Source organism: Spirosoma endophyticum, assembly GCF_900112365.1.
Lineage (GTDB): Bacteria > Bacteroidota > Bacteroidia > Cytophagales > Spirosomataceae > Spirosoma > Spirosoma endophyticum.
The window spans coordinates 1-25,585 of the sequence record NZ_FOLQ01000001.1 but is presented as its reverse complement, the minus strand read 5'-3'; the positions used below and the strand labels follow the sequence as shown (position 1 = coordinate 25,585).

General features: G+C 49.1%; 24 protein-coding genes. 11 read left to right on the top strand and 13 right to left on the bottom strand.

The window, feature by feature from the left end; all coding sequences use genetic code 11:
• Positions 1 to 2: 2 nt before the first annotated feature.
• From BM202_RS00120 to BM202_RS00110, 3 genes are all read left to right on the top strand, one after another.
• A complete protein-coding gene (locus tag BM202_RS00120; protein ID WP_093822450.1) occupies positions 3 to 1,298 on the top strand; it encodes a CitMHS family transporter in 1,296 nt (431 codons plus the stop codon).
• Positions 1,299 to 1,407: 109 nt separating this feature from the next.
• Positions 1,408 to 2,730, top strand: coding sequence for an acyclic terpene utilization AtuA family protein (locus BM202_RS00115; protein WP_093822449.1), 1,323 nt, complete (start codon positions 1,408 to 1,410; stop codon positions 2,728 to 2,730).
• A complete protein-coding gene (locus BM202_RS00110; RefSeq protein WP_093822448.1) occupies positions 2,727 to 3,038 on the top strand; it encodes an AtuA-related protein in 312 nt (103 codons plus the stop codon). Before BM202_RS00115 ends, BM202_RS00110 begins: the two co-directional genes overlap by 4 nt.
• A 5-nt stretch (positions 3,039 to 3,043) precedes the next feature.
• Here BM202_RS00110 and BM202_RS00105 read toward each other — a convergent pair whose 3' ends face one another.
• The 3 genes from BM202_RS00105 to BM202_RS00095 all read right to left on the bottom strand — a co-directional run bounded on the left by BM202_RS00105 (position 3,044) and on the right by BM202_RS00095 (position 6,774).
• Positions 3,044 to 3,580: a hypothetical protein gene (locus BM202_RS00105; RefSeq protein ID WP_093822447.1), complete on the bottom strand. Its 537-nt coding sequence runs from the start codon at positions 3,578 to 3,580 to the stop codon at positions 3,044 to 3,046.
• A 171-nt stretch (positions 3,581 to 3,751) separates the two neighbouring features.
• Complete coding sequence (locus tag BM202_RS00100; RefSeq protein WP_093822446.1) at positions 3,752 to 4,690, bottom strand: hypothetical protein; 939 nt, start codon at positions 4,688 to 4,690, stop codon at positions 3,752 to 3,754.
• A 185-nt stretch (positions 4,691 to 4,875) separates the two neighbouring features.
• Positions 4,876 to 6,774: an AAA domain-containing protein gene (locus BM202_RS00095; protein WP_093823525.1), complete on the bottom strand. Its 1,899-nt coding sequence runs from the start codon at positions 6,772 to 6,774 to the stop codon at positions 4,876 to 4,878.
• A gap of 159 nt (positions 6,775 to 6,933) precedes the next feature.
• On the opposite strand from BM202_RS00095, the gene BM202_RS00090 reads away from it, so the two are divergent.
• From BM202_RS00090 to BM202_RS00080, 3 genes are all read left to right on the top strand, one after another.
• Complete coding sequence (locus tag BM202_RS00090) at positions 6,934 to 7,938, top strand: N-acetylmuramoyl-L-alanine amidase family protein (protein ID WP_245776462.1); 1,005 nt, start codon at positions 6,934 to 6,936, stop codon at positions 7,936 to 7,938.
• A gap of 106 nt (positions 7,939 to 8,044) precedes the next feature.
• Positions 8,045 to 8,359, top strand: coding sequence for a hypothetical protein (locus tag BM202_RS00085; RefSeq protein ID WP_093822445.1), 315 nt, complete (start codon positions 8,045 to 8,047; stop codon positions 8,357 to 8,359).
• Between the two features lie 184 nt (positions 8,360 to 8,543).
• Entirely contained in the window at positions 8,544 to 8,981 is a 438-nt protein-coding gene (locus tag BM202_RS00080; protein ID WP_093822444.1) for a hypothetical protein, read from the top strand.
• Positions 8,982 to 9,136: 155 nt separating this feature from the next.
• Here BM202_RS00080 and lepB read toward each other — a convergent pair whose 3' ends face one another.
• The 7 genes from lepB to BM202_RS00045 form a co-directional block, all read right to left on the bottom strand.
• Complete coding sequence (gene lepB, locus BM202_RS00075) at positions 9,137 to 10,306, bottom strand: signal peptidase I (protein WP_093822443.1); 1,170 nt, start codon at positions 10,304 to 10,306, stop codon at positions 9,137 to 9,139.
• Positions 10,307 to 10,494: 188 nt separating this feature from the next.
• On the bottom strand, positions 10,495 to 11,778 hold the full coding sequence (locus BM202_RS00070) for a serine/threonine-protein kinase (RefSeq protein WP_093822442.1): 1,284 nt from the start codon (positions 11,776 to 11,778) through the stop codon (positions 10,495 to 10,497).
• Between the two features lie 8 nt (positions 11,779 to 11,786).
• Entirely contained in the window at positions 11,787 to 13,358 is a 1,572-nt protein-coding gene (locus BM202_RS00065) for a serine/threonine protein kinase (RefSeq protein ID WP_093822441.1), read from the bottom strand.
• Positions 13,358 to 14,818: a PP2C family protein-serine/threonine phosphatase gene (locus BM202_RS00060; protein WP_093822440.1), complete on the bottom strand. Its 1,461-nt coding sequence runs from the start codon at positions 14,816 to 14,818 to the stop codon at positions 13,358 to 13,360. Before BM202_RS00060 ends, BM202_RS00065 begins: the two co-directional genes overlap by 1 nt.
• Before the next feature lie 181 nt (positions 14,819 to 14,999).
• Complete coding sequence (locus BM202_RS00055; protein ID WP_093822439.1) at positions 15,000 to 15,998, bottom strand: FHA domain-containing protein; 999 nt, start codon at positions 15,996 to 15,998, stop codon at positions 15,000 to 15,002.
• A 119-nt stretch (positions 15,999 to 16,117) separates the two neighbouring features.
• Entirely contained in the window at positions 16,118 to 16,579 is a 462-nt protein-coding gene (locus BM202_RS00050; protein WP_177236469.1) for a tail fiber domain-containing protein, read from the bottom strand.
• Between the two features lie 92 nt (positions 16,580 to 16,671).
• Positions 16,672 to 16,923 (bottom strand): hypothetical protein, encoded by a 252-nt coding sequence (locus BM202_RS00045; protein WP_093822437.1) that lies wholly within the window; start codon positions 16,921 to 16,923, stop codon positions 16,672 to 16,674.
• 262 nt (positions 16,924 to 17,185) lie between these two features.
• Between BM202_RS00045 and BM202_RS00040 the strand changes: the two genes are divergently transcribed.
• Positions 17,186 to 17,416: a hypothetical protein gene (locus BM202_RS00040; RefSeq protein WP_093822436.1), complete on the top strand. Its 231-nt coding sequence runs from the start codon at positions 17,186 to 17,188 to the stop codon at positions 17,414 to 17,416.
• A gap of 42 nt (positions 17,417 to 17,458) precedes the next feature.
• Here BM202_RS00040 and BM202_RS00035 read toward each other — a convergent pair whose 3' ends face one another.
• Positions 17,459 to 17,686 (bottom strand): DUF6965 family protein, encoded by a 228-nt coding sequence (locus BM202_RS00035; RefSeq protein WP_093822435.1) that lies wholly within the window; start codon positions 17,684 to 17,686, stop codon positions 17,459 to 17,461.
• A gap of 165 nt (positions 17,687 to 17,851) precedes the next feature.
• On the opposite strand from BM202_RS00035, the gene dinB reads away from it, so the two are divergent.
• Both dinB and BM202_RS00025 read left to right on the top strand, forming a co-directional pair.
• A complete protein-coding gene (dinB, locus tag BM202_RS00030) occupies positions 17,852 to 18,892 on the top strand; it encodes a DNA polymerase IV (RefSeq protein ID WP_093822434.1) in 1,041 nt (346 codons plus the stop codon).
• Between the two features lie 192 nt (positions 18,893 to 19,084).
• Positions 19,085 to 19,312 (top strand): hypothetical protein, encoded by a 228-nt coding sequence (locus BM202_RS00025; protein WP_093822433.1) that lies wholly within the window; start codon positions 19,085 to 19,087, stop codon positions 19,310 to 19,312.
• A 64-nt stretch (positions 19,313 to 19,376) separates the two neighbouring features.
• Here the strand turns inward: BM202_RS00025 and BM202_RS00020 are convergent, their stop codons facing one another.
• Positions 19,377 to 22,616: a PAS domain-containing protein gene (locus BM202_RS00020; protein WP_093822432.1), complete on the bottom strand. Its 3,240-nt coding sequence runs from the start codon at positions 22,614 to 22,616 to the stop codon at positions 19,377 to 19,379.
• Between the two features lie 231 nt (positions 22,617 to 22,847).
• Between BM202_RS00020 and BM202_RS00015 the strand changes: the two genes are divergently transcribed.
• On the top strand, positions 22,848 to 24,023 hold the full coding sequence (locus tag BM202_RS00015; protein WP_093822431.1) for an acyltransferase family protein: 1,176 nt from the start codon (positions 22,848 to 22,850) through the stop codon (positions 24,021 to 24,023).
• A 44-nt stretch (positions 24,024 to 24,067) separates the two neighbouring features.
• Here BM202_RS00015 and BM202_RS00010 read toward each other — a convergent pair whose 3' ends face one another.
• Positions 24,068 to 24,247, bottom strand: coding sequence for a hypothetical protein (locus BM202_RS00010; protein WP_093822430.1), 180 nt, complete (start codon positions 24,245 to 24,247; stop codon positions 24,068 to 24,070).
• A 680-nt stretch (positions 24,248 to 24,927) separates the two neighbouring features.
• Here BM202_RS00010 and BM202_RS00005 point away from each other — a divergent pair.
• Positions 24,928 to 25,362, top strand: coding sequence for a hypothetical protein (locus BM202_RS00005; RefSeq protein ID WP_143100605.1), 435 nt, complete (start codon positions 24,928 to 24,930; stop codon positions 25,360 to 25,362).
• Positions 25,363 to 25,585 lie beyond the last annotated feature (223 nt).

The following is a 25,585-nucleotide window of genomic DNA, read 5'->3' as shown; positions in this document are numbered from 1 at the left end:
TCATGCTCTCTGTACTCGGTTTCGCCACGATTGGCATTTTCCTGCTGTTGATTATCACCAAACGATTGTCGGTGCTGACGGCGCTGGTGCTGGTGCCGGTCGTCATGGGTTTTTTGGCAGGATTTGGCCCGAAAGAACTGGGTGAGATGGTACTGACGGGCATAAAGCAGGTAGCCCCAACCGGGATTCTGCTGATGTTTGCCGTACTCTATTTTGGGACGATGCTCGACGTAGGTCTGTTCGATCCGATCATTGCCGCCATTATCCGCTACGTGAAAGGCGACCCGCTGAAAGTCATCGTCGGAACGGCTATTCTAACCATGATCGTTCACCTCGACGGCGATGGTACCGCTACGTTCATGATCGTACTATCGGCCTTCCTGCCGATTTACAAACAGCTACGTATCAACCGGTTGATGTTATCGGGCATTGTGGCTCTGAGCGTCGGGCCGATGCATTTGGTGCCCTGGTCGGGGACGTCGGCGCGGGCTATTTCGACCTTAAAAACCGATGCTCCGCACCTCTTCAATCCCAATATTCCGGCGATTCTGGCGGGGGTTGCCTGGGTATTGTTTGTCGCGTACTGGTTTGGTCTGAAAGAGCGAAAACGGCTGGGTGTCGTCGACCTCCGCTACGTTCATCAGGAAAACCTGACTGAAGAACAACGGCAGTTTCGCCGTCCGAAACTCTTCTGGGTAAATGCCGTGCTGACCATTGCCCTCATCACTACGTTGATGAAAGGCTGGGTACCGGCAGCGGCTCTGTTTATCGTAGCCAGTGTGGTCGCGCTGCTGATCAATTACCCCAAACTCAGCGATCAGCAGAAGGTGGTGAAGAGTCACGGCAACAACATTTTCATGGTGTCGAGTATGATCTTCGCAGCCGGTGTTTTTTCGGGTATCCTGACGGGTGCCCATATGATCGATGCAATGGCAACGTCGGTCGTTTCGCTCATTCCACAACAGCACGCCAACTGGCTACCAACGCTTACGGCCGTAACGAGTATGCCCGCGAGTCTGCTCTTTACACCCGATGCCTATTACTTTGGTGTCGTCCCGATTCTGAGCCAGACCGCAACCCAATTTGGCATCGACCCGCTGGAGATTGGACGGGCGGCCTTGCTGGGGCAAATGACGGTTGGTTTTCCGGTCAGTCCACTCACGGCATCGACCTTTCTGCTGGTTGGTCTGGCCGAAGTTGATCTGGGCGATCACCAGAAGTTTATCCTCAAATGGGCCTTCGGCACTACGTTAGTGATGACGCTGGCAGCCCTTTTAACCGGGTCGATTCACTTATGAAACAGACTTGCTTCGCCATTAAAAATGCTGAACGTGTTACCTCGTTCAGTTCTTCGCTCTTTCACTCCGGTCAGGCGCTCCGGTTCACTCTTTCGCTCTTTATTTTCTAATGAAAGAACGTATTAGAATTGGTTGTGGGGCGGGCTTTTCCGGCGATCGGCTCGAACCGGCGGTTATGCTCGTCCAGCAGGGCCAACTGGATTACCTCGTGCTGGAATGTCTGGCCGAACGTACCATTGCGCTGGCGCAAAAACGCAAACGCCAGGACCCAACCAAAGGCTACGACCCGCTACTGGAACGCCGAATCGAGAGTCTGTTGCCTCACTTGCTAGCTAATAACGTTCGTCTGATCACGAATATGGGAGCGGCAAACCCACTGGCAGCGGCCGAAAAAATCTGCGGCATTGCCCGACGCTTGAACCTACCGATAACCGTAGCTGCCGTGACGGGCGATGATGTATTTGATCAACTTTCGGGTGATGAAACGGCGCTGGAAACAGGCAAGCCCCTGACCGATTCGGGTCCGCTGATTTCGGCGAATGCGTATCTGGGGTCTGATGCGATCCTGCCTGCGCTGGCAACTTCGGCCAGTATTATCATTACAGGACGCGTGGCCGACCCGTCTTTGTTCGTTTCCCCGCTGGTGCATGAATTCGGCTGGTCGCTGGATGAGGCTGACCAGATCGGGCAAGGCACCGTTATTGGTCATTTGCTGGAATGCGCAGGCCAGCTTACCGGTGGTTATTTTGCCGATCCCGGCCGAAAAAACGTACCTGACATGGCACATCTGGGACATCCGTTTGCCGATGTTTCGCGGGATGGCGCAGCTGTGTTCGGCAAAGTAGCAGGCACCGGAGGACATCTGAGCGTTGCCACCGCGAAAGAACAGTTATTGTATGAAGTGATGGACCCGAGTCGCTACATCACGCCCGATGTGATTGCAGATTTTACACAAGTCCGTTTAACCGAAAGCGGCCCCAATCAGGTAAGTGCGTCGGGTGGACGCGGTCAAACCCGACCCGATACGCTGAAAGTAAGCATTGGCTATGAAGCTGGCTATATCGGCGAAGGCGAAATCTCCTATGCCGGATCGAATGCCCTGGGGCGGGCGCAACTTGCCGGATCAATCATTCAGGAACGGCTGCAGGAGCGGTTTACGGATCTACGGATCGATTACATTGGCAGTACGTCGGTCCATCGAACGAACTTTGGCAACTACCCCGACCCCTACGAAATTCGGTTGCGGGTTGCGGGAAAGGCCACCACAGCGCAACAGGCCGCGTTAGTTGGCGAGGAAGTGGAAGCACTCTATACTAACGGACCCGCCGGTGGTGGTGGAGCCCGAAAATACATACATGAGGTAGTGGGCATTGTCTCGACGCTCCTCCCCCGTTTAAAAGCAACGTCTCACGTCACCGTCCTACACGCATGAAACGTAAACTCTATGACCTGGCCCACAGCCGGGCGGGCGATAAAGGCAATACGCTGACCCTGTCGCTAATTCCTTACAGAGCCGAGGATTACGAATTACTCCGTACGCTGGTAACCGCTGACGTAGTCAAAAATCATATGCGGGATATTATCGCGGGCGACGTGATCCGGTATGAATTACCGAACCTGCCAGCCCTCCAGTTTGTGTGTCAGCAAGCCCTGACGGGGGGCGTCACTACGTCCTTAACGATGGACACACACGGCAAAAGCCTGAGTTACGCCTTGCTGGAGATGGAAATTGGCGATTGAATCCACTACGTTTTGTCCTGCTTCAAAAAATCAATAAGGAGCGAAAGATTAAGCGCGCTATAGCCCAGCAACAATACCGGTAGAAGATAAACAAAATAGACGGGCCACGTATAGCTAGTCAGGATGTAGCCATTCCAGTAGTCAGAAAAAGAGTAGGCTGGAAGCTTAGCTAACAGATAGCGTATAGACTGGGTAAAAGGAATAAATAGAAAATAGACAAGGCCCAATACGGGCAGAAAACTAAGTTCATATTTAGCTACAGAAAACCAATCGGCAGCAACGCTCCTGACCTTGAACCAACGATGGACGAGATTGATAACCAGCGTAATTATAATAGCACTAACTACCTCTGGAATAACCATAATTCGAACAAGTAAACTGATGTACTGCCAAAGGCCTCCAGCGGCTTCGATCCGTTGCGATTTAGCCGTATAACTCATACTCCAGGACAGTATTTCTGTAACCAGCACGACTATCAGGATCAGCACCACACTGTTAAGGGGTCTTTTTAGAAAGCTTCGTGAAAGGTGAATTTCGTTCATATCTGTACAGTATACCTAAAATTAATAAAATGCCTGCTACAAGGCTTCATAAGTGGTATAATGAAATAACATTAAGCTAGAATATCGCCCAGTTGCAGGATAAACGACAAGGCCACAGGTTTGAAAACCTGTGGCCTTACTGGAAATAAGTGAATCAGAATTTATGCAGGGTCAATACGTCTCATACTCGAAGCGCAACGTCTCCGTCGTTACAGGGTAGTTTGGGTTAGATGGCGTAATCGTCTTTATGCGCACCGTGGGCAGATTGGCCGCATTATACTGATACTGATACGTGATTGAGTTATCGGTGGACCCGGACGGTGGCGTTTCAGACAATACGTTGTTTTGACTTAACGAAAGTATATTATCTGATCCGCCAAACAGCGCATTAGTCATCAGTGCACCTGGTGATAATAAAATATTGCCAAAACCGCCCACCGCTGAGGGAATCACAAACGCACCGTAGAAGGGGTTTATTTTATCATCGTGCGTGTAGGTAGTCGGGCTAAATCCAGACAAAGGAGGATTCGATCCCGGTGGCATCCCCTGATATCTGATCCCAATAAAACCCCTCGTTTGCGTAAGGTTTTTCCCAGTAAACGTGAATAAATAGCCCCCCTCAACACTGAACCGTGGGTGTGAAAAAGAGACAGTGCTTCCCGCCAGTTGATTGGCATTGTCATAGGTGTAATACCATGACAAATAATTTGGTCCGAGTATACCGGACACCTGACTCAAGCTATTGTATGTGTAGCTATACCCCGTAGTTAGATTGAACTGACCACCCTGGGGACGGGGGTATGGAACTTGTTGTCGCCCCAGCCCTGTCAGTCGATTCTGAGCATCGTATGAGTAAGTATTGTAGATTACTTCAGCCACGCTGCTGTCGGGCGTCTGATAGGATATGATCGAACTGAGCCGGCCCTGCTGGTCGTAGCGAAAGGCACTCACTTTAGGCAGTAAATTGGGTAATTCCTCCGTCAGGGATTTAACACGCAAACGAGACGTCGTCGAGCCGGGCGTAATGTCGGGAAAGCGGTGATCAGAACAGGTTACCAGCCCGCCAGCCACGGCCAGCAGGGTTAGATAATGTAGTACACGAGTTGCCATAGAATGACCGTTTGCGTTTAAAGATGGGAGAAAATCAATCGGATAACGTTCGAACGATGAGGTAAATAGCCTTGCGTAAACATAACAAACCTTACCTGTATAGTCGTGTCAATGTCCCAAATCTGAAAGCATTAGTCCCCAATGTATAAGCGCATGCTTTTCGCAGATGGCCAGTTTTGCAGCCATTACATCCATTCCCAGGCGCTGTGATACCCGTCGTGCGCTTCGGCGTAGGAAACAAAGTCAGCGTAAAAAGCAAGGCTCGACAACGTAGCACTATCGCCCACAATGACCAGTTTTTTCCGGGCACGGGTCATCGCTACGTTCATCCGGCGAACATCTGACAAAAAACCAATCTCGCCGGCATCGTTACTGCGGGTCATGGAGATATACACGATATCGCGCTCCTGGCCCTGAAAACTATCGATCGTGTTGATCGAGATGTTGGCCCGGTACGGTTCCAGTTCAGGCGAATGCAGCAGTTGCTCGTTCAGTACGTTCAGTTGTTGTTTGTAAGGCGAAATAATGGCGATACCTGGGAAATTCTGTGGCGTGTAAAACTGGCTCAATTCGGCCACCAACTGGGTTAGGTGCTTAAACAGCAAAGCGGCTTCTTCTAGGTTCGTTGAACTGGTACCCTCCAGTTTTTCCTCAAATCCGCACCCGGCGGTGTCAATAAACGCGATTGACCTGTCGCCCGAGAACAGCGAATGAGTCGCCACCGACGCATGGGCTTTTACCCGATTATCGTAAAACACCTGCGACGAGTAGCCCATGATGTGTTCGTGCATCCGGTACTGCTCTTCAAGTAACGTAACGGCTTCGGGATGCAACGTCACGCACTTTTCCAGCAAGGTGGTACTCAGCCCTTTTCGCGCAGCTTCAGCCGATTTTATAGTTGGCGAAAGCTGGCAATGATCACCCGCCAGAACCAGTTTCTGCCCTTTCAGAATGGGTATCCAGCAGGCGGGTTCCAGGGCCTGTCCCGCTTCGTCGATGACAACCGTATGAAAATTGAGGTTGCGAATCATGTACTGGTTAGAACCCACTAACGTAGCGGTTATGACCTGCGCTTTCGCCACCAGATCGTCGATGATGTATTGTTCCGTATTCCCGACGTCTTTCATAATCCGGTGGGCTTCATCAAAGAGCGCTTTTCGCTGATCCCGCTCGGCTTTGCCAAAACTGCGCTTGTACTTATGCGCCATGTTCTTGAACTCATTCGCCTGCTTTTTCAGCTTTTTGGCTTCTTTCATCAGGCTATGTTCGGCCATTTTATGATCCAGCGTGAGCGCCATCAATCGCTCTGATACACGGGCGGGATTGCCTACCCGTAATACGTTCAGCCCCTCTTCATGCAATTTTTCACTTAACAGATCGACCGCCGTATTGCTGGGGGCAACGACCAGTATCTTTTGGTGATCCTGCTGAATCAAGGCTTTTATGGCCTGCACCAGCGTCGTGGTCTTACCCGTTCCGGGCGGGCCATGAACGATAGCCAGTTCATTGGCGGCCAGTATATTTTCTACGGCACGAAGCTGACTCTCATTTAATTTTGGAATCGACAGCCTGGGTACATCGGCATGAAAGGTGGGTGACTTCTGGCCGGTCAGGATATTAATTAACCGATTCTGGGGGTTCTCACTAAGGGTATTAGCCGTTTTGAGGGCTTCCTGCATCTCGTCATAACTCTTGTCGTCAAAGAGCATTTCAACACCCAGCTTGCCATCCCGCGACCAGTCGGGCAATTCGTCGGTAAGCAGCGTAATTTTAAGCCGATTGCCGCTTAGGTAGGAAATCGTGCCTTCGACCCGGTCGGTCTTAGGGTCGTGGTTACTAAAAAACAGGGCGGGCATGCCCGAACGCAGTTGATGCGAAATATCCTGATGCGTGGTACGTTCCACTTCGACCGTTACGTAATCTCCCCGACTCATTTCGGAGCCCCTGATGGCAATGGGGTACCAGGTCAGGCCATTGGCCCGGCGTTCGGCAATTGAAGTCGTTTCGGTAAGTTTGCGATACTGATTACGGTCTTCTTCTCGTTCAGCCTTTAATAAGTCAAGCAGGTTTTTAAAGTAATCCATACACAAAGGTAGCCGTTTCTTCAGGCCACTATGTACTGAAATACGTCCATCTACCGTTTTGACAGGGATGTAAGTAGCTGTCAGATTCATTTAGGGCATCTTTCAGACCTACAGCAATCAGGTAACGTATCCATATTTCCATTCTGATCATTCTCTACTTTGACTAGTCCTTTGCCCTCCTTACTACGTTCATTCGCCGGTTTTCTCCTGATAGTCATTGCTTTTCAGGACGTTACCGGCCATCCGGCCGTTACCACGTTCAAGGCTAAAGCAAAAAAAACAACCTGGCATGCTTCTGCCCGTTCAAGATCAGCCAGTAAACGTTCGACAGGGATTACGGCTAAAGCAACCCGCTCATCGGCTCATTCGGTTAAAATGACGAAGTCAGTTAAAACGACTGCGTCTGCCAAGAAAGTCGCAGCCAGGTCTAACGTAGTGGTCATGCCACTCCTGGGGAAACGGGATGCCCACGTAGCTGTCCTGGACAGGAAACTGAGCGGATGCGTCTACTATCTGGCTTCCGGTCATGGCGGCCCGGACCCCGGAGCCGTTGGTCATGCGGGTAAATCGTTACTTGCCGAAGATGAGTATGCCTATGATGTCACGATTCGGCTCGCCCGGGTATTGCTTCAACATGGTGCATCAGTGTATATGCTCGTGCAGGACCCGAACGATGGCATTCGGGATGGGGCCCTCCTACCCATCGACTACGATGAAGTTGCCTACCCGAACCAGGCGATCTCCCATCACCAGACAACCCGGCTCCGGCAAACGACCACGGCTGTAAACCAGCAATTTGCCCGTCACAAGGGCTATCAACGATTCGTAACCCTTCATGTCGACAGTCGAAGCAAAGGTCAGGCGGTTGATGTGTTTTTCTATCATCATCCGGGTAGTAAAGCCGGGCAAAAACTAGCCCAGCACATCCATCGCAAATTCCAGACGAATTACAAACGCTATCGGCCCGCCCGACCTTACTGTGGACGGGTAAGCAGCCGGAGCAGCCTGTATGTTGTCAAGAACAGCCACGCGCCAACTGTATTTATTGAGCTGGGCAATATCCAAAACCAATTGGATCAGCGTCGGTTTTTGCTGGCCGATAATCGGCAGGCTCTGGCCAACTGGCTCTATCAGGGACTGGCATCGGATTATCACACCCGCTAGACAATACGTTTTCTAGGCCCCATTTTCGAAGGTACCGTTCAAAAATAGTGTTAGCTTTTTTAGCTATTTGTATTTTACTTGCAATACAATACAACAACTATATTATATGAACATTCCGATCGAAAACGCAACTTTATTAGCCCCCGAAGTACTGCTTCGGCTTATGTTGTACACCGACAATACCCAGACATTAACCACTCAATTAGCCCCCGATGCCTGGGTCGATTTTGATACGGCTTTTGGACCTACGTTTCAGGCAGGGACTGAACACCGGGTGTCATTAATGAATGCCGACCGCAAGTCAGCGCCCTATCGGGTCGTCGTAGCCCAATCCCCACTTCTTGGGCAGAAACCCCATCCTGACAAAAAGGGTGTTATGGTGCCTATGGCAACCCTATACCTGCTCCCGGCAGCAAATTGATCGATTTTCCGCCGAAAGACAGTCTTTATAGCCTTGCAGGATCAGCTAAAAGGCATCCGGTCCTACGGGGCTATAGTTTAATAGACTACATTATTGTCCATCTTTTTTCATACCAGGATAGTACCACACTATGCATTGGTCCTCATTGATCAGGCAGTGGCTCACCATTAGCGCATCAACTACGATGGTCCTTCTTCTCTTGAGCATTGTCGACACCCCTGACCAAGTCCGGCACTTTCAAACGTATACGGAGCTAGAAGACGCTTTTGAACTAGTGAGTCAATTGAAGGCCACAAATCATCAAATACAACAGGCGTACATTATTGATAAAGGACAACGTATTGAACTTCCCCTGGAGGCTTTTGATGGCGGGCCCTTCGCAGCGCCTATCCAAAAACTGCAACGGGAATGGGAAGCTATTCTGTCAACGCCACTACCCTCGCCAGCGATGGATACGCACAACTTTTTGGTTAGCCTAACCCATCAACGAATAGTGCGTTACAGAGCCTATATCCAGTTTATCGAACATGCGATTACCAACCTGCAACTACTCGTCAACTTACTTGAAGCAAACTTCGTCGATGACGCACAAAAGGATAGATTACTCAATCTTTATAGGTAAATGATACGCATGTATCAACAATGCCTGGCGATGGCCCGTGTCCACCAACAGGCATCCGTCGATCGGTTAGACATGCTGACTTTTTTTTAGCCTGAAACGAAAAAGGCAGAACTCCCATAGAAAGTTCTGCCTTTAGTAAGACGCGGGTACGTAGCTTATTCAATCAGCCGAAACAGGCGATTCCAGCGAACTTTGTGCCAGATGTCAGCCGGAACCGGATCAATGGACATCCAGACGAATACCGCCTTGCCAACGATGTGGTCTTCGGGCACAAACCCCCAATAGCGGGAATCCTCCGAATTGTGACGGTTGTCGCCCATCATGAAGTAGTAATCCTGTTTAAACGTATACGTCGTTATCGGCTGGCCATCGACACTGATGCTGGTTAGTGTTACGTCCACGTTACGGTTAGCTTCGTAGCGTTTAATGACCGGCCCGTACACCGCAATCGTTTGTTTATTGATGGGTATAGTTACACCTTTTTTAGGGACAGCCAATGGCCCGAAATTATCCTGATTCCAGGCGTAGGCGGCTCCACCATAAATACCAGGTGCCAATTCGCCGGGCTTCGCTGGCATGGGTTCAATACCTTTGACCCAATCAAAGTCCTTGAATTTAGCGATGGTGGCAGGCGTCGCATTAACGCGATACCCAACCAGCGTCGATAGTTTGGTCGAATCGTTATATAGCTCAAGTGGCTGCCAGTTTATGAACGGTCCCTCCGGCGATTTGAAATCATTGACAATGTCGTATTTCCGAAAAAATCGCTCGTCGAGTACCTCGGTGGTTTTCACAAAATACGTAGTTTCGGATCGGGCAGGAATGGGAGCGGCTTTTCCGTTGACAACAACCTGCTCCTGGCGTATCTCTACTACGTCGCCCGGAATACCAATGCAACGCTTTATGAAATTGGTCTTCAGATCGGTTGGGTATTCAGGTTCGCCGGGCTTGGGTGGCGGATAATTAAAGACCACGACGTCCCCGTTTTTTACATGCGTCAACCCAGGCAGTCGATAGGATGGAAGCTGAATGGCAGTGCTGTAGGATGGAATCTCCGTGCCCCAAATTTTCTGATGTGTAAGTGGCACCTGCAAGGGCGTTTTCGGCGTACGAATTCCATAATGGAGCTTACTGACAAACAAGAAATCGCCTACCATCAGGCTATTCTCCATTGATGGCGTCGGAATGGCAAAGGCTTCAAAGGTCAAAAACCGGATCAACGTAGCCGCTATCACCGCAAACAGGAGCGAGTCGAGCCATTCCCGAAGGGGCGTTTTTTTGGGTTTGGACGGCTTACCATCAGCCGCCGGTTTCTTTCTGAACATAGAGTAATGAGATGAAAAGATGGAAATCGCTTACTATTGACGAAGAAATATAAGCGGCTGTACTTTGAAGGGAGGCCTATTTTACAGGGATGGTCCTATGACTTGCTGAGTAGAAGGCGTAAGCTCTTTTCTGCCCATAAATATGAGTTTATGGGCAGAAAAGGTGACGTACTAACACTAAATTGATTTTACTGGTGAGTACTTGTCGAATCGACCACGGCTGTCGAGTCGGTTGTAACGGTTGTATTGATGTTCGGAGTGGTGACCGGAGGTGTCGTCACCGCCGAATCAGTACTGGTTTCTTCGACTTGTTCAGGCACTGAAAGCGTTGCCGAATCGGGTGCCATTTGTTCGTCCCCCTCAGAAGAGTCTACCGTGGTCACGGTCGAATCGGGCAGGACGTTTGACCTGGTTTCTTTGGGCTTTTTCGTAAAAATCAGGGTGAGACTAATGATTAGTCCCAGCACAACGAGCCCCAGGAGTATAATCCACCCTCTCGACGTACTGGGTTCATCTTCATAAACTGGTTCATACGATTCTGCCGGTTGAGCCACCGGACTGGGGGCTGTTTGCGTCCGCGTGGATGGACCGATCGGGGTTGGCCGATTGCCGGAACGGTTAGCCTGCAACAGTTCTACATTAGCCTGATTGAGTAGCAGAGCTAACTCTGTTACGTCATTCAGCCGCTCAGCGGGCTCTTTCACTAACGTCCAGTTCAGGAGCAGATTCAGGCTTGGCGGCAGGAACTGGCCCGATGGCAGCGACAGAGCCGGTGGTGCCGTACGTAGCACCTGACTCATAAACAGTGCAATACCCGCACTGTCGGCCATGGAGAACGGCACTTTACCCGCCAGGCATTCGTAGAGCACGACGCCCAGCGAATAATAATCGGTAGCCACGCCCACACCTTTGGGATTATCGAACTGTTCGGGCGATGCGTATTCGTAGGTCATCAGCGACTGACCCGTCATCGTTTGCGTTTGCTCCCGCAGGCGGGCAACGCCAAAGTCAGTTAGCAAAAAATGCAGTTCACCACTGGCGAGCAGTCGGTACAGAATGTTCTCGGGTTTAATATCCCGGTGGACAATGCCCTTCGGGTGAATGGCGTTGAACGCTTCGGCCATCTGCAAACCCAGCCGGATCGTTGTGGCAACCGACAAGGTCCCCTGTTCGTCGATGAGCGTACGCAGGTTGCCGCCCTCCACCCACTCCATCACAATGAACGGCATCGGCATATCGAGTTGCACTTCGCGCACGCGCACTACGTTCGGGTGGCGGATGTCGGTCATAATTTGTGACTCAACCCGAAATCGACGGAGCGTTTCGGCATCCGTATTGACGGTAAAGTGTTTGATCGCCACCAGGTCGCCCGTGTCCAGATGACGCGCTTTCAGCACTCGGGCATTCGATCGACCTAATTCGCCTATTATTTCGTAACCCGGAAAATGTGTGTTGACGCTGACGGTTGGCATCGGCAAAATTAGTTTATCGGCTGTGTTGGGATAGATGTGGTTAACGAATCGGAATCCGACGGAATATCCGGCGATTCATACTTTACGATTTTGCACGAAACCTTGGTTCCCCGGTCGCTGTCTGGAGCGGTCTGCATCGGCGATGAATTCGGAGCCACATTGTTAAAGTACACCTTCTCTGACTTGTAAATCTTCCCATTGTCTTTGATGTAGTTTACCTGAACCAATACGTAGGTAAACGTCAGACGGGTCGGATTTTCCAACTGAAGCTGTACGTTTTTAATTCCACCGAATAGGCCGGTCTTGTAATAAGGCACTTTTACCGTGACGCTTCTAGCCGCCAGCAGGGCTTGCTGTCGCAATACTTCCCGGCGTTGTGCTTCCTCGGCTTCCCGTTGAATTCGTGCCGCAAGCGTGTCCGGCTGCGCATCGTCTGTTACCGAATCACCAGCCATTTGTTGGTCCCCACTGGATGAACCCGTGCCGGATTCAAAAGCTGGTTTCGTGGAGGAGCCAGGCTTTGTGGTGATGTAATACACGCCCCCCAGAATAAGCAATACGAAAACAGCAAAGGCAAAAATTGGCAGACCACCAATGCTTTTTCGGGAAGTCGTCTCCTGAGTTGATACTACGTTGGCTGGCGGCATACCGATTGGTGACTGTGTCCGGGTGGTTACCAGTGGCGCAGTGGCCGTAACCGCTTTTTGCTCAATCCGATTCGTTCGATTTGCCTGTAAATAACCAAGTTCAGCTTGTTTGAGCAACCAGGTCAGTTCGTCGGGATCACTCAAACGATCAGCGGCTTTTTTCGTTAAGAGCCGTTCCAGCAAGTCGGTGAATGGGCTAAGTGATTGACCGCTGGTCGAAACTGTCACTGCGGGCGGAGCTTCTGAAAGCACCTTATTCATGAACGTAACGATTCCCGAATGGTCGCCCATGGCAAAGGGCACCTTCCCGGTCAGGCATTCGTACAGCACGACACCCAGCGAATAATAATCCGTGGCTGGCCCTACGCCTTTCGGATCATTAAACTGCTCAGGCGACGCGTATTCGTAGGTCATCAACGATTGCCCCGTCAACGTGTTCGATTGTTCATGAAGCCGCGCAACCCCGAAATCAGTCAGCAGAAAATGCAGTTCTCCACTGGGCAATGGCCGATAAAGTATATTATCGGGTTTAATATCGCGGTGAACAATCCCCTGCGCATGAATCACCCGGAGCGCGCTGGCCATTTGTAATCCCAGCCGAATGGTCGTCGGTACGTCCAGATGACCTTGCTCTTTGATGAGGTCACATACACTGCCGCCCTCGATCAGTTCCATAACTACATAGGGCAGGTCAGCTTCCAGTTGTACGTCCCGAACCTTAACAATGTTGGGATGCGTAATGCTGGTCATAATCTGCGATTCCCGCTGAAACCGATGTAGCGTTTCGGCATCGGTGTTCAGGGCGAAGTGCTTGATTGCGACCAGATCGCCGGTGTCCAGATGGCGTGCCTTGAGGATGCGGGCGTTGCTACGTCCTAACTCACTCAGCACTTCGTAACCGGGGAACTGGGTGTTGAATCGAACGGTAGACATCAGGGACGTAGTGGTTTAGACGGAACAGGTTGTTTTTGAACCGCAATGGCAATGACCGTATTCAGGCACGTATCCTGCCGAATAACCGCCCGAACGGGAAGACCCACCTGGCTGAAATACACCTTGTTCAGTTGGAGACGGGCCTCACCCGTGGTTTCGATGCCGGTTTCAAATCCACGGATAACCAGATTCGTTAGGCTAACGGCTCCCCGGCGATCAACCCGGAGCGCCACCATAGCGTTCGAGGTATCACGGGGCATAATTACCGTCAGGCGATTACCGCCAAGTATGGCAAGTAACGAATCTGTCAGCGAGAGGGGTTGGTCGATACGTAGTGTATCATCGGATAGAACCAGCCGATGATCGGGACTTCGGTGAGCTGCCTGCACCAGCGTATCCAAATGGGAATTTATTTTTGCCGGTATCGACAAGTCAACGGTATCAGCCTGACCGGTCTCGGTGTGGAGACTATCGCTTGCCAGTCTGGGTTCACCGGATGGCCATGACTGATACCACACGACTCCAGCCACTACACCCACCAAAAGGACGATGAGGAAAATCCATGGGCCCGTTGAAGATCGTTTTTTGGGCGTTGGTACCGGAGGGACGCTGGCGGAAACATTCGGCGCGGACGTAGCAGTTGGCACTTGTTGGGTACGAGTGTCGGTCAACAGAGTCGTGCTTTCCAGGGCAGTTGGTTCGGTCAATTGACTCATGTTTTGGGCCAGCACAACAGTAATATTGTCTTTCCCTCCCTGATCATTGGCCACCCGGATCAACTCAGCGGTCTGGTCTTCCAGCGAAATGGGTCGTTTCAGAACAGCCTTGATCTGGGCTTTTGTAATCATATCCGTCAGGCCGTCACTGCACAACAGCAGTTGATCGCCGGGCAGAAAATCGGTTTCTCCCGATTCCAGAAAATCAGGATCATCGACCCGGTGTTCTGTCGAGCCAACTTCGCGCAGAATCTCGTTCCGGCGTGGATGACGCATGGCTTCTGCTTCGGTCAGTTCATTGGCATCTTCCCGAACACCCACCATCGAATGATCCTGCGTCAGCTTGGTAAGTTCTCCTGATCGAAAACGGTACAGGCGTGTATCGCCAACATGAACGTAGTATAATTTACGCTTGATACTATCGGCGAGAGCTGCCGTCAACACGCAACACATCTGCCCCAGACGCGGGTCCTGCTGGCGTTGGTCATTGATCTGATTGTTGGCAAATACCACTGCTTCCCGTAGCATCGACAGCGGATTGCCGTTTGGCGTTGCCATGTAGCGCTCGATCGACTCCTTAGCAATGGCCGCAGCTCTGTCGCCCCCGGCATACCCACCAACCCCGTCAATGACTACCAGCAACGCGCTGGTATCGGCCCAGATCGTCGTACAAATAAACGTATCCTGGTTGTCCTCCCGACGTTTGCCTACATCGGTTTGACCAGCAATCAGTAATGAATTCATTCGAAAGAGATAAAGTTGGGCTGCTACGATTAACAGCTAAGCAGGATTAGTGCCCGTGAACAATAACCTCATGCAATTGAGTATGGTTTATACTCAGCGGGGTAAATCCTGAAAATGCCTGATAACTAAAAAGACAACAAACAGGAACAATAAAAAGACAAGCAGAAAGTCGATCACGGTGCTACGTATTGCTTTGAAAGGTAAGCGTAACCATGCTGTTCAGTAAAATCTGAGACTTTCCCGGCAGATCAACCCACTGTGGACTAGCGGGTTCACTACGTGGAATCAGTTTTTCGTTCACGCGGGTTTCGTTTCGGCTGAATGACGCGATCTGAAAGGATTGCGTCGCGTCATCATACCGAATCCGGGCGTGGGGATTCGATACGTAGGCCGATTCGAGCAGCAGGTAATTCGGGAAGTGCTGATTGTCGGACTCTTTTCGGGCGACCACAATTTCCCGGTCACGCATCAGGTACGAGGACTCTTTGTTCTGTTCAGCCAGGTAGTAGCTAATTTGTGCCAGGCCCGCATCAAGGCTACGCGGTAACGTAGCAGGTGCCACTTTGGTAGCCCCCGCAGCCGGTACTCGGACGGGGGTGTTCTCGAAATTAAACTTAACGACGAAAGCGCCCGGCTCGCGGAAATCAATTTGCTGAAAGGTGCTGAGATCGACGTCAACTTTCTCATATCGGTTGGTTAACTTCACCCGACGCGTTACATTCACTTTCTCCGATGGGGCGTTGGCTGCTACGTTACCGGGCAGAATGCCGGTCAGCGCCCCAACCACTTTTACATCAGTGGGCGTTACCGGCTCACCAGCGAATTCCCGCCCCGCGCCAAATTTAAAAAACCAGCTCGACGCGACCGGCGACACACGCCCGTAGGCTTCCTTACGCGAATCGATAACTGCTTTAAACGCCTGTACGGCTTCGTTGACCACAACCGGAAACGCGTTCTGCCGATCTTCGTAGGTGTCTGGATGCAGAATAATCAGAAAATGGGCATTGAACAACATACTCGTCCCAACTGACTCCCTGCTGATCGAGTCCTCGAAACTGGCAACGAGTTCGTCCAACATACGCTTGTTGGTAACGGCAGGAACCGGGCTGGTTTCGGTCTGGCTGGCTGGTATAATCAGGTTACTCAATTTACCGAACCAACCACCGGGCTGATTTGCCATGTATTGACTGTTTAAGGAGGTTTTTCCTCCTTAAACGTCTTTTTACCTACTTTCTTTACTAAATAGTCCGCTATTTTATTATTTGGCAGTTCGGATCGCTCCTTCCATCAGCAGACTACTCAGGGATGAAACGTAATAGCCTTGCTACGTGTCGTGTCCTGAATCAGCGCTTCCAGCTTATCAAGTCGTGCCTGGTTTGTCTGCTCTTTTTCTTTTACCTCAGCCAGTTCTGCTTTTAATTGGTTGACTTCGGCGTTGAGATCTTTCACCGCCTGTACTAACGGCATGACGAATAGTGTGTAGCTTACTGTATAATATTTCCCCCCTTCTTCCTGGCGGACACCTTCAAAATTATAGCCTACTGCTTTAGCGGCCTCTTCAACATCCTGGGCCAGAAAACCACTGTGGAGCGCTTTATCTTCGCTGATGTTTGTTAAGGGATAGCCTACAAGCTGAGCTTCCTTAGTTTTATTTATATGATACGTAATTGGGGTAAGCCGGGTAATGAATCTCAACCCAGGCACGACAGCTTTACTATCTTCTTTAATGCGCTTGTCAGAAAGAGTAGAGATCGATTGCACATTGCAACGTAACGAGGTAATAGTATTGTCGCCGAGCACAATTGTATTGCTGGCACTCACAACAGCATTAGCGCCGATAGCTGTCGAATTAGTTAAGTTTGGACTAGCGGCACTAGGTCCTGCAAGGCGACAGAGCCTATAGCCGTATTCCCAAAGCCATCAATATTTTTGAACAAGGCCTTGTAACCCGAAGCTACATTAAACTCACCCGTGGTATTTGCCAGTAAAGCCACGGTACCTATCGCTGTATTGAACGAACCCGAAGAGTTGCTGTTCAACGCCTGAAAGCCTACCGCTGTATTGAAATTACTATTTGTGCTGCCAGCCAGGGCGAAGGTGCCCATGGCCGTATTTCCCTAACCCGTTGCCGCTGGATTTAACGCTAAATAGCCCAGACTAGCATTATAATCAGACTAGCTATGTCTGGTAGAGACTGGAGTTGATTTTACAGTTCCAACAGCCAATTATTCCCTGGCTCAGGCGAGTTGTTTTTCACCCGCTGTGTGACAAAATATATAATTTCCGTCACTACTTAACGTAGCACTAATAAAAAATATGCCATGGCATATTCCGACAAAACATGACTGTGCTTATGTGACTTAGTTAATGAAACCAGCTAAAGAATTTCTACAACGGTACCCGTTGCCTTCCCACTTTAAGCCCGATGATCTTGACTTACTGGCAGCCTTTATGGAGACGTATAGTACATACTGTTGTCTGAACGCCGTCCACGAAACATATCATAAATTGATTGGCCGGATTGATGCCAAATGGGATAAGCGACTGGAAAAACAGGCAAACCGTCTTCAGGAAATGATACGTCAGTACGAGAAATAAGCAGGCGTTCGACATTGGCCTCGACGTCGGATCGATCGATCATTAACGAGGGATTTCCTGCTTCATCAGCCAGTTTCGGACTTGATTCAGCATCAAAGCGGCCGATCGTCGCGACGTGTCAACATCACTCTGTAATTGCTTAATCTGGGAGGACACGGCACCCGGTAGATTGAGAAAAACACTGTACTCATTAATGTGCTGGGGACCAGTCGGTAACGATCGATTGGTAAAGAAATTGACTAATTCCTGATGTTCTGTACTCAATTGCATGCGGCAAAAATAAGGAATAGTTATTTTATGGTTATGATATAGTTGTACTATAAAGTACTTATATTGTCTGATGAAACAGGAATAAACAAGATAAGCTGGTAGCGTATCAGCAACGTAGCAGGTAAGGCGGTGGAGCACGTAAACCGTAAAATCATTCACATTGACATGGATGCTTTCTATGCATCGGTCGAGCAACGGGACAATCCTGACCTTAGAGGAAAGCCCGTGGCTGTGGGGGGTTCCCGTCAACGCGGAGTCGTAGCGGCCGCCAGCTATGAAGCCCGCCAGTATGGTGTACGCTCTGCCATGGCGTCCTCCATAGCCATTCGCAAATGTCCTGATCTCATTTTTGTTAAACCGCGTTTTGAAGTTTATAAAACCGTTTCCCAGCAGATACGGGCTATTTTCGCTCAGTATACCCCACTGATTGAGCCCCTCTCACTGGATGAGGCTTACCTGGACGTAACGGAGAACCTCACCAACAATCCTTCGGCTACGTTACTAGCCCAGGCTATTAAAGACCAGATTAAACAGGAAACCTACCTGACGGCATCAGCGGGAGTTTCCTACAACAAATTCCTGGCGAAACTGGCGTCTGACTATAACAAACCAGACGGTTTATATATCATTAAACCGCAGCACGGACTGGCTTTTGTCGAGTCCTTGAAAGTAGAGCAATTTCATGGAGTTGGTCGGGTAACGGCAGCCCGGATGAATGAGCTTGGCATCTTTACGGGTCTGGACCTTCGTCAGCAGACCGAAGCATTTTTAACGCAACAGTTCGGCAAAGTCGGAAAACATTACTATTCCATCGCCCGTGCTATTGATCTCCGGCCCGTAACGCCAAATCAGGTTCGAAAATCAGTTGGTTCAGAAACCACCTTTGAAGAGGATTTAACAGACTACCCTGTTTTGGCGGCATGCCTGGTTCCGCTCATCGACAATGTGTGGAGCTATTGTGAACGTACCGGCATTTTGGGCAGAACCGTCACCCTGAAAGTTAAATACGCCGACTTTAGCCAGATTACGCGCAGCCGTAGTTCGCTGAGTTTCGTCAGTGACAAAACAACGTTAACACGCCTTGTGCTTGACCTGCTCCAGTCGATCCTGCCGCTCGCTCAGGGCATCCGATTATTGGGTGTTTCGCTCTCCAGCCTCCAGGAAAATACCCGGCCCGTCACCGGGCAATTAACGCTGGATTTGTAAATCAAGCCCAGCGTAGTTTATGGATAAGTCTTATCCATAATGCACTAATCATCAAACGAATAAGACTCTATAAGGAGCAAGTTTAATTCGTAAAATTTCCTTAAAAAATCGCCTGAAAAGGCATCAGATTTGACCCAAAATGGCTACTTTTTTGTTCTTATTCTAGAACGTAAACAACAGAAACGTCGATAAATGGAGTCAACATATCTTGCCAGTAAATTATCACCCTCATCGGACGCTAATCGCTCAGTTCGTCGCAAAACGAATGGTGCCGCAACGGCCGCGTTGCTGATTCAAATGGCTACGGAGTTCCTGACGGCTTCGCCGACCATGCGCCAGCGGGCCAACATTACGCTAATGGACTTGGCCGCTGCCGATAAAGTGCGAAAGAGTTTGTTAAAGACGCCTGTAAAATCCTGATACATTAACATTATTCTGTGTACACACAGAAAGACCGGCTGTGATGGGCCGGTCTTTCTGTATATTAATTTGCGTTGCTTTCTGCGGGTAAGTAAACATCGAACGTAGCACCGGCACCGGGTTTACTGGTAGCGGTAATGGCACCTCCATGATTCGTTACAACTTTCTCGCAGATGGCCAGGCCAATACCCGTCCCAGCGTATACATTTTTGCCGTGTAACCGCTGGAAAACCTGAAAAATGCGGTCCAGATATTTTTCGTCAAAGCCAATCCCATTGTCCGATACACGGATGCGATGGTAGGCCCTGACCGCGCGTGCCGGTTTCACAGACATTGGCAAATCCCGAGCAGATAAAATCTTGGCCTTTACCTGAATGGTTGGGCTTACGTTGGGTTGACGAAATTTTAACGCGTTGCTGAGCAAATTTTGAAAGAGCTGACCTAACTGTAAAGGATCACCCTGGACTTTGGGCAAAGACTCAATAATTACCTGTGCACCCGTCTCCTGAATCACCAGATCCAAATCGTTAACGACTCCCTGAACTATATCCTTGAGCGGCACCGATTCGCTGGTATCCCGTTGGGTAGAAATGCGGGAAAAACTCAGCAGATCCTTGATAAGATTCGACATTCGGCCAGCGGCTACTTGCATACGCTCCAGATAACCAACCCCGTCGCCCAATTGAGCTGCGTACTGGTTCTTCAGCAGATCGCCAAATTGCTGCACCTTACGTAGTGGCTCCTGCAAGTCATGACTGGCAATGTAGGCGAACCGCTCCAGGTTCTCATTGGACCGGATCAGGAGTTGATTGGCTTCTTCAAACTCTTCGTTCGTGGCGGCCAGCTCTTCATTCGTTGTGGCCAGTTCCTCATTTGTGGCGGCTAACTCTTCGTTGGTGGCCTCCAGTTCTTCGGTACGCTCCTGCACCTGCTGTTCCAGGGAAAGTTGAACCTGCCGTTGCTCCGTAACATCCTGGGCCATGCCACTCAGCAACGTGGGCCGCCCATCAGCATCGTAGAATACCTGTGCCTGAGCATGAATGATACGTATCTGGCCCGTCAGTCGGTTGACGATTGGATGCTCATTTTCGTAAAAACCAGGCGATCCCGGTTCGACGGCGTCGGCAATAGCCTTAGCAACGGACTGACGGTACTCATCTGGCAGCGGATTATAGGCTTCATCCAAACTCTTGGTGGCCTTCGAGAAACCAAGCCAGTCCATAAACCGCTCCGAATAATAAAACGTACTGGTTTGAATATCCATACTCCAGGTCGCCAGTTCGGCCAGTTCAACAGCGCCCCGAAGCACCACTTCGGTCTTTTCCACCTGCTGCTTAGCTACCATCAAATCCGTTACTTCGCCCGCCGTATTCATCACCCCATAGACCTGACCTTCCGCATTGAAAAGTGGTGTAAAACTGTAGTTGAAGTAAAAGGGCTGAAGTTTTCCATCCACAACGATATCGACGCGTTGGTTCTTTGCGTGAAAGGGAATACCCGTGTTATACACACGCTCTATCTGTTCATAAATTTCCTGATTTGCCAGTTCCGGAAGTATCTCTGGGTATCGCTTGCCCACTACGTCATTCCCTTTGCCCCATACGTCCATAATGGTCTGGTTGGCGAACTGGATGCGCATGTCGCGGCCGACATAAACGCCAATGGGGAATGGGGCACTTTCGATCAGGCTACGTAAGCTTTGCTCGCTTTCGAGCATGGCTTCTATATTTCTTTTTCCCTCCGTTATATCCTGAAGCGTGCCATTGAATCGATATGCTACGTGTTCATCCGTAAACCAGGCTCTTCCCTTGGCTCGTACTATTCGTTCCTCTTTGGTTACCGGATGAACAAGGGTGTATTCAATATCATACCGACCACCCGATGAGTACTGTAATGCACGTTCGATAGCGTCGGTAACCCGTTGCCTGTCTTTATCAGCAATGACGTCGGTGGCAAGCGTGAGCGGAATTTCCTCTTCCGGTGGCACGCCAAACCACTCTTTTAATCGGGTATTCGCCGTAAACTTATTCGTCGCCGGATTTAAGTCCCAGGTTCCTAGTTCAGCCGCGTCAATGGCAAATTCTAACTGTTCTTTGCTCTCTTCCAGCTTTTTCCGGGCGATAACCTGCTCGGTCACATCGATAGCCATGGCTAAAACAGCATCGACTTCGCCCGCCGAATTGCGCAGTGGTTTATACGTAAAATCAAAGTAGTACGTGCCTAATTGACCATTTATATCCAATTCGGCCGGAGCACCCTTCGATTCATACGTCCTGCCTGTCGCAAACACGTCGTCCAATAACCGCTCGAAAGGTTGACCTTTTAGCTCCGGTATGGCTTCTTCGTGGGGCTTTCCAATAACCGAACGGTCTTTTCCCCAGTAGCTAAGCATAACGTCATTCGCCACGTCTATAATCCTTTCCCGACCGACTAACAGGCAAGTGGCTACCGGAGCTTCTTCGATCAGACTTCGGAATCGCTGTTCACTGGCTTCAATTTGCTGCCGGGCCACAACATCGTGCGTAATGTCCTGAAAGCTTAGCACGACGCCATCATTGAGTTTGACGGCCGTGGTTGAGTACCAGTTGTTCAGCCCTTCGCCGGAATACAGGAACTCCATTCGCCGGGTCTGGCCCGTATCGACAACGGCTTTTAAGCTGTCAAACAAACCTACCTGCTTAAACCCCGAATGCGCTACTGAATAACGCTGCCCCACCAGATCAGTCCGGTTATTAGCCTGTTCGGTAACTCTGTTTACCAACTGGTATTCAAAATCCTCTACGTCTCCCCCATCATCCCGAATGCTTTTGAGAATACTGATGCCATCTGCCGAACTGTCGAAGATGGACTGGAGTAAATCAGCGGTTGACTGGCGCTGCTGCTCGGCCGTTGTTAAGGGCGTAACATCCTGAGCCACACCAGCAAACCGATACACCTGGTTCGCTTCATTGACATAACCCCGGCCCATAAACCGAACCCAGCGTTGCCCATCATCAGCCGCGCCAATTGTGCGAAATTCAACATCAAACGACCCTCCAGACGCTGGGTCCAGCGCCCATTTTACGGCCTGATCTACCCGAGTGCGATCTTCCGGGTGAATATAACGTAGCGCCTGTTCATAGAGAGGAAGTGGAGCGTCGGCCGTTAGTCCGAACAGATTTCGGCACCGATCGTCCCAGTTAATCAGGTTGGTGGTCGGGTCCAGTTCCCAGACGCCAAGCCGAGCTGCTTTTAACGCGAAATCTACATCTAAACGCTCATTGAGCGCCTTTCCCTGATTCAATGGCATAGTTGAGCCAGTCATTGTTCACAATCATTTGCGTAGCAAGTTAACTGTTAAGACGCGCATCTGTTTAGCTTCCCAGGCCAGTAGTCCATCGTTACGTTCGTTTTTACTCGTTTTTATAAAGGCCAGGGCAGAGTGCCTGTATGCTAAAAAAACAGGGTTCAACCGTTCAATAAAACGGGCGAATGAAGTAGTTCGCATTTTTATACCTTGGAGAGGTTTGTTCACTCAACTGACCAACTCCTCTCCATGCTTATTACTACAACTGAACTTCGCATCCTATCTCACCAAAAAGCTCCGGTTAAAGTTTATTTTGAGAACTTAAACGCCATTCGATGTATTGCGGCTTTTCTGGTCGTTGTTCATCATATCGAAGCATTAAAAACTAGAATTCCTATCCCAAACTATTGGAACAATACCATTATTTTATTGATTGGAAGACTTGGCGTAATTCTTTTCTTTGTGCTGAGTGGCTTTTTAATATCCTTTTTATTATTCAAGGAACAGGAAATTACAAAAAATATTGCTATTAAAAATTTTTACATAAGAAGAATACTACGCATCTGGCCCTTATACTATCTGATCATAATTGCTACTTTCTTCATTATTCCATTTATCGATTTTTTCACAATTGAAGGATTCAGCAAAGACGTAGTATGGAGCCATTTATTTGTTAAATTATGCCTGTACGTTATGCTACTGCCAAATTTGGTTTTGAATCTATTCGGCTCAGTTTCTTATGCCGCGCAAACGTGGTCTATTGGCGCTGAGGAGCAGTTTTACCTGGTTTGGCCATTTCTAATGAGGTATGTTAAAAATAAATGGTTCTTACTGTTGGGCATTATAATTGGCTATCTTCTCATAAAATTCTCTTTTCATTTATTACCCACAAACGAGTTTGTTACTATTTTTAATGGCTACTGGATATCAACGCCTATACACTGCATGGCAATTGGGGGACTATTTGCCTTATTGATTTACAAAAATAGTTCTACTTCAACCGTTATTCGTAAACTATTATTTACTACGTCGACGCAAGTAGTCGTATTAGCTACTACGTTTCTTTCTATTGCAATTGGATTCAACTTTCCCCATTTAAATGACGAATTTTACGCCATTCTTTGGGGAATATTGATAAGTAATTTTGCGGCTAATGCGAATAGGCTTTTTTCCATGGAAAATACCTGGTCAAATTATATGGGCAAAATATCATATGGTTTATATATGTTTCATCCGTTAGTAATCGTCTTTTCCATTAAAATATTGCAATATCTTAAAATTGAAAATAATTTTATTTTATATCCCTTGGTTTTCGTTATTTTAATCGCGGTATCGTCACTATCCTATGAGTTTTTTGAGAAGAATTTCATTAATAAAAAAGTAAATTATTCAACTATACTAAGTGGGGCTAATGCAAAAGTGTAGCAGGCGGGTACGCTTCTTATCAATCAACACAAAAAGACATACACTCAAGCCTCTTCCCTGTTTCGCAGAATTCTCGACAATAACCCTGGAAAGAACCGCTTCAGGTGATTGCCATATGTTCCGGAGCCAACAATGTACACTTCTTCTTTCCCTTGCGAAACAGCTCGCAACAGCCGCCCGGAAAATTCGTCGGGAGCCATGCCTTTCTGCTGATTTTCATCCATCTGATTATGTTTATGCCCCGCTGCATCGAGCCAGATTACTCAACTGAGTCTGGACTTGTTGAGCCCGGTAGCGAGTAATGGTTTGAGCCCACCCTAGTGGGTTGAGGAATAAACTGATTTGGGCCATTTCCTGTTGGTGGCACTAATCGAATCGAAACTTGGCTTACTCTTCAGCAGCTTGATTATCGATGAGTTCCTGGCGATGATTGGTCCGCAAGGCTAGTCGCAAGAGCGCCCATCCGTCTGGGATTGACTTAGTAAGCTTCTGACTCATTTTATGAAGTGACTTTAAGTTTGGAGTAGAACTGACTATTCCCTTAATCACTTTTAATGTAGAGCTGCTTGCCAGTCATCCTAGTTCAAAAGAAATCCTGTTTAGCGCCAAATGTTGAGTGAGTCGTATCAATAAGTAGGCCCTCCTGATCTCCTTAAGCTAGATTTCTTGGCAAATATCCTATTAAACCAACGGTACGAATACATATGAATGATGCAACCTATTGAAAATCAGATTATTATAAGTAAATTAGGTCAACCAATCCATCAAATCCTGATAGAGCTTGTCAGCCAAGTTCATTGCCTATTTGCGTTAATACCATCCATCTATAGATTACACAGCTATAGCCTTTGTCTTCACTACGATTGATTTAGAATGCCAAATCCGGGCGTTTTGCTTTGGGGAAGTGGAACTAGAAGTCGAGATGGGTATCCTGGATGATATCATCACCTACGGGAACAGGGTACTAAAGGTCACCATTCTGGAGGCAGGCCGGCTCAGTATTATTCCAATCGAGGAGAAGGAAACGACCTATTTGCCTGCTTTAAGACGACTCCAAAACGAATGGCAGCAGCACTTAACGGACCCGATTAAACTGGACATCCTTTATGGACAAAGACTCCTGGCACTAAAACCCCGACGTATTCGACGGCACCACATCTGTATTGCTCACCTAGAAGAACGCATTGATCAGGCTGAACGCCGGTTTCAACATGTTTCTGCCACTATTCTCCGAGAGCCACACCGAAGTCGAATGCTTTATCAGCTCGAAGCCACCCTTAAGCGCCACCAGCAAACCTTACTCACCGAGCAGGCTAGTCTACGGCGATTCTTGGGCTGAGTACGTAAGGGATAGAAATAGACAGCAGCATAGCTTGGTCACTAATCTTTTTTTCACCGAATTTGGTGGAAACTACTAAGTGGCTAGACCGCTACTTGCTCCTTTTATCAATTTTATCCGCAGGGCTTAGGGGATGGTGGTGGATAAGTTCAAAATGGGTGTATAGGGGGTCTTTTCTGTGGGCGTGTGGACAGCAAGTAATTACGGGCAAAACGCCATTTTA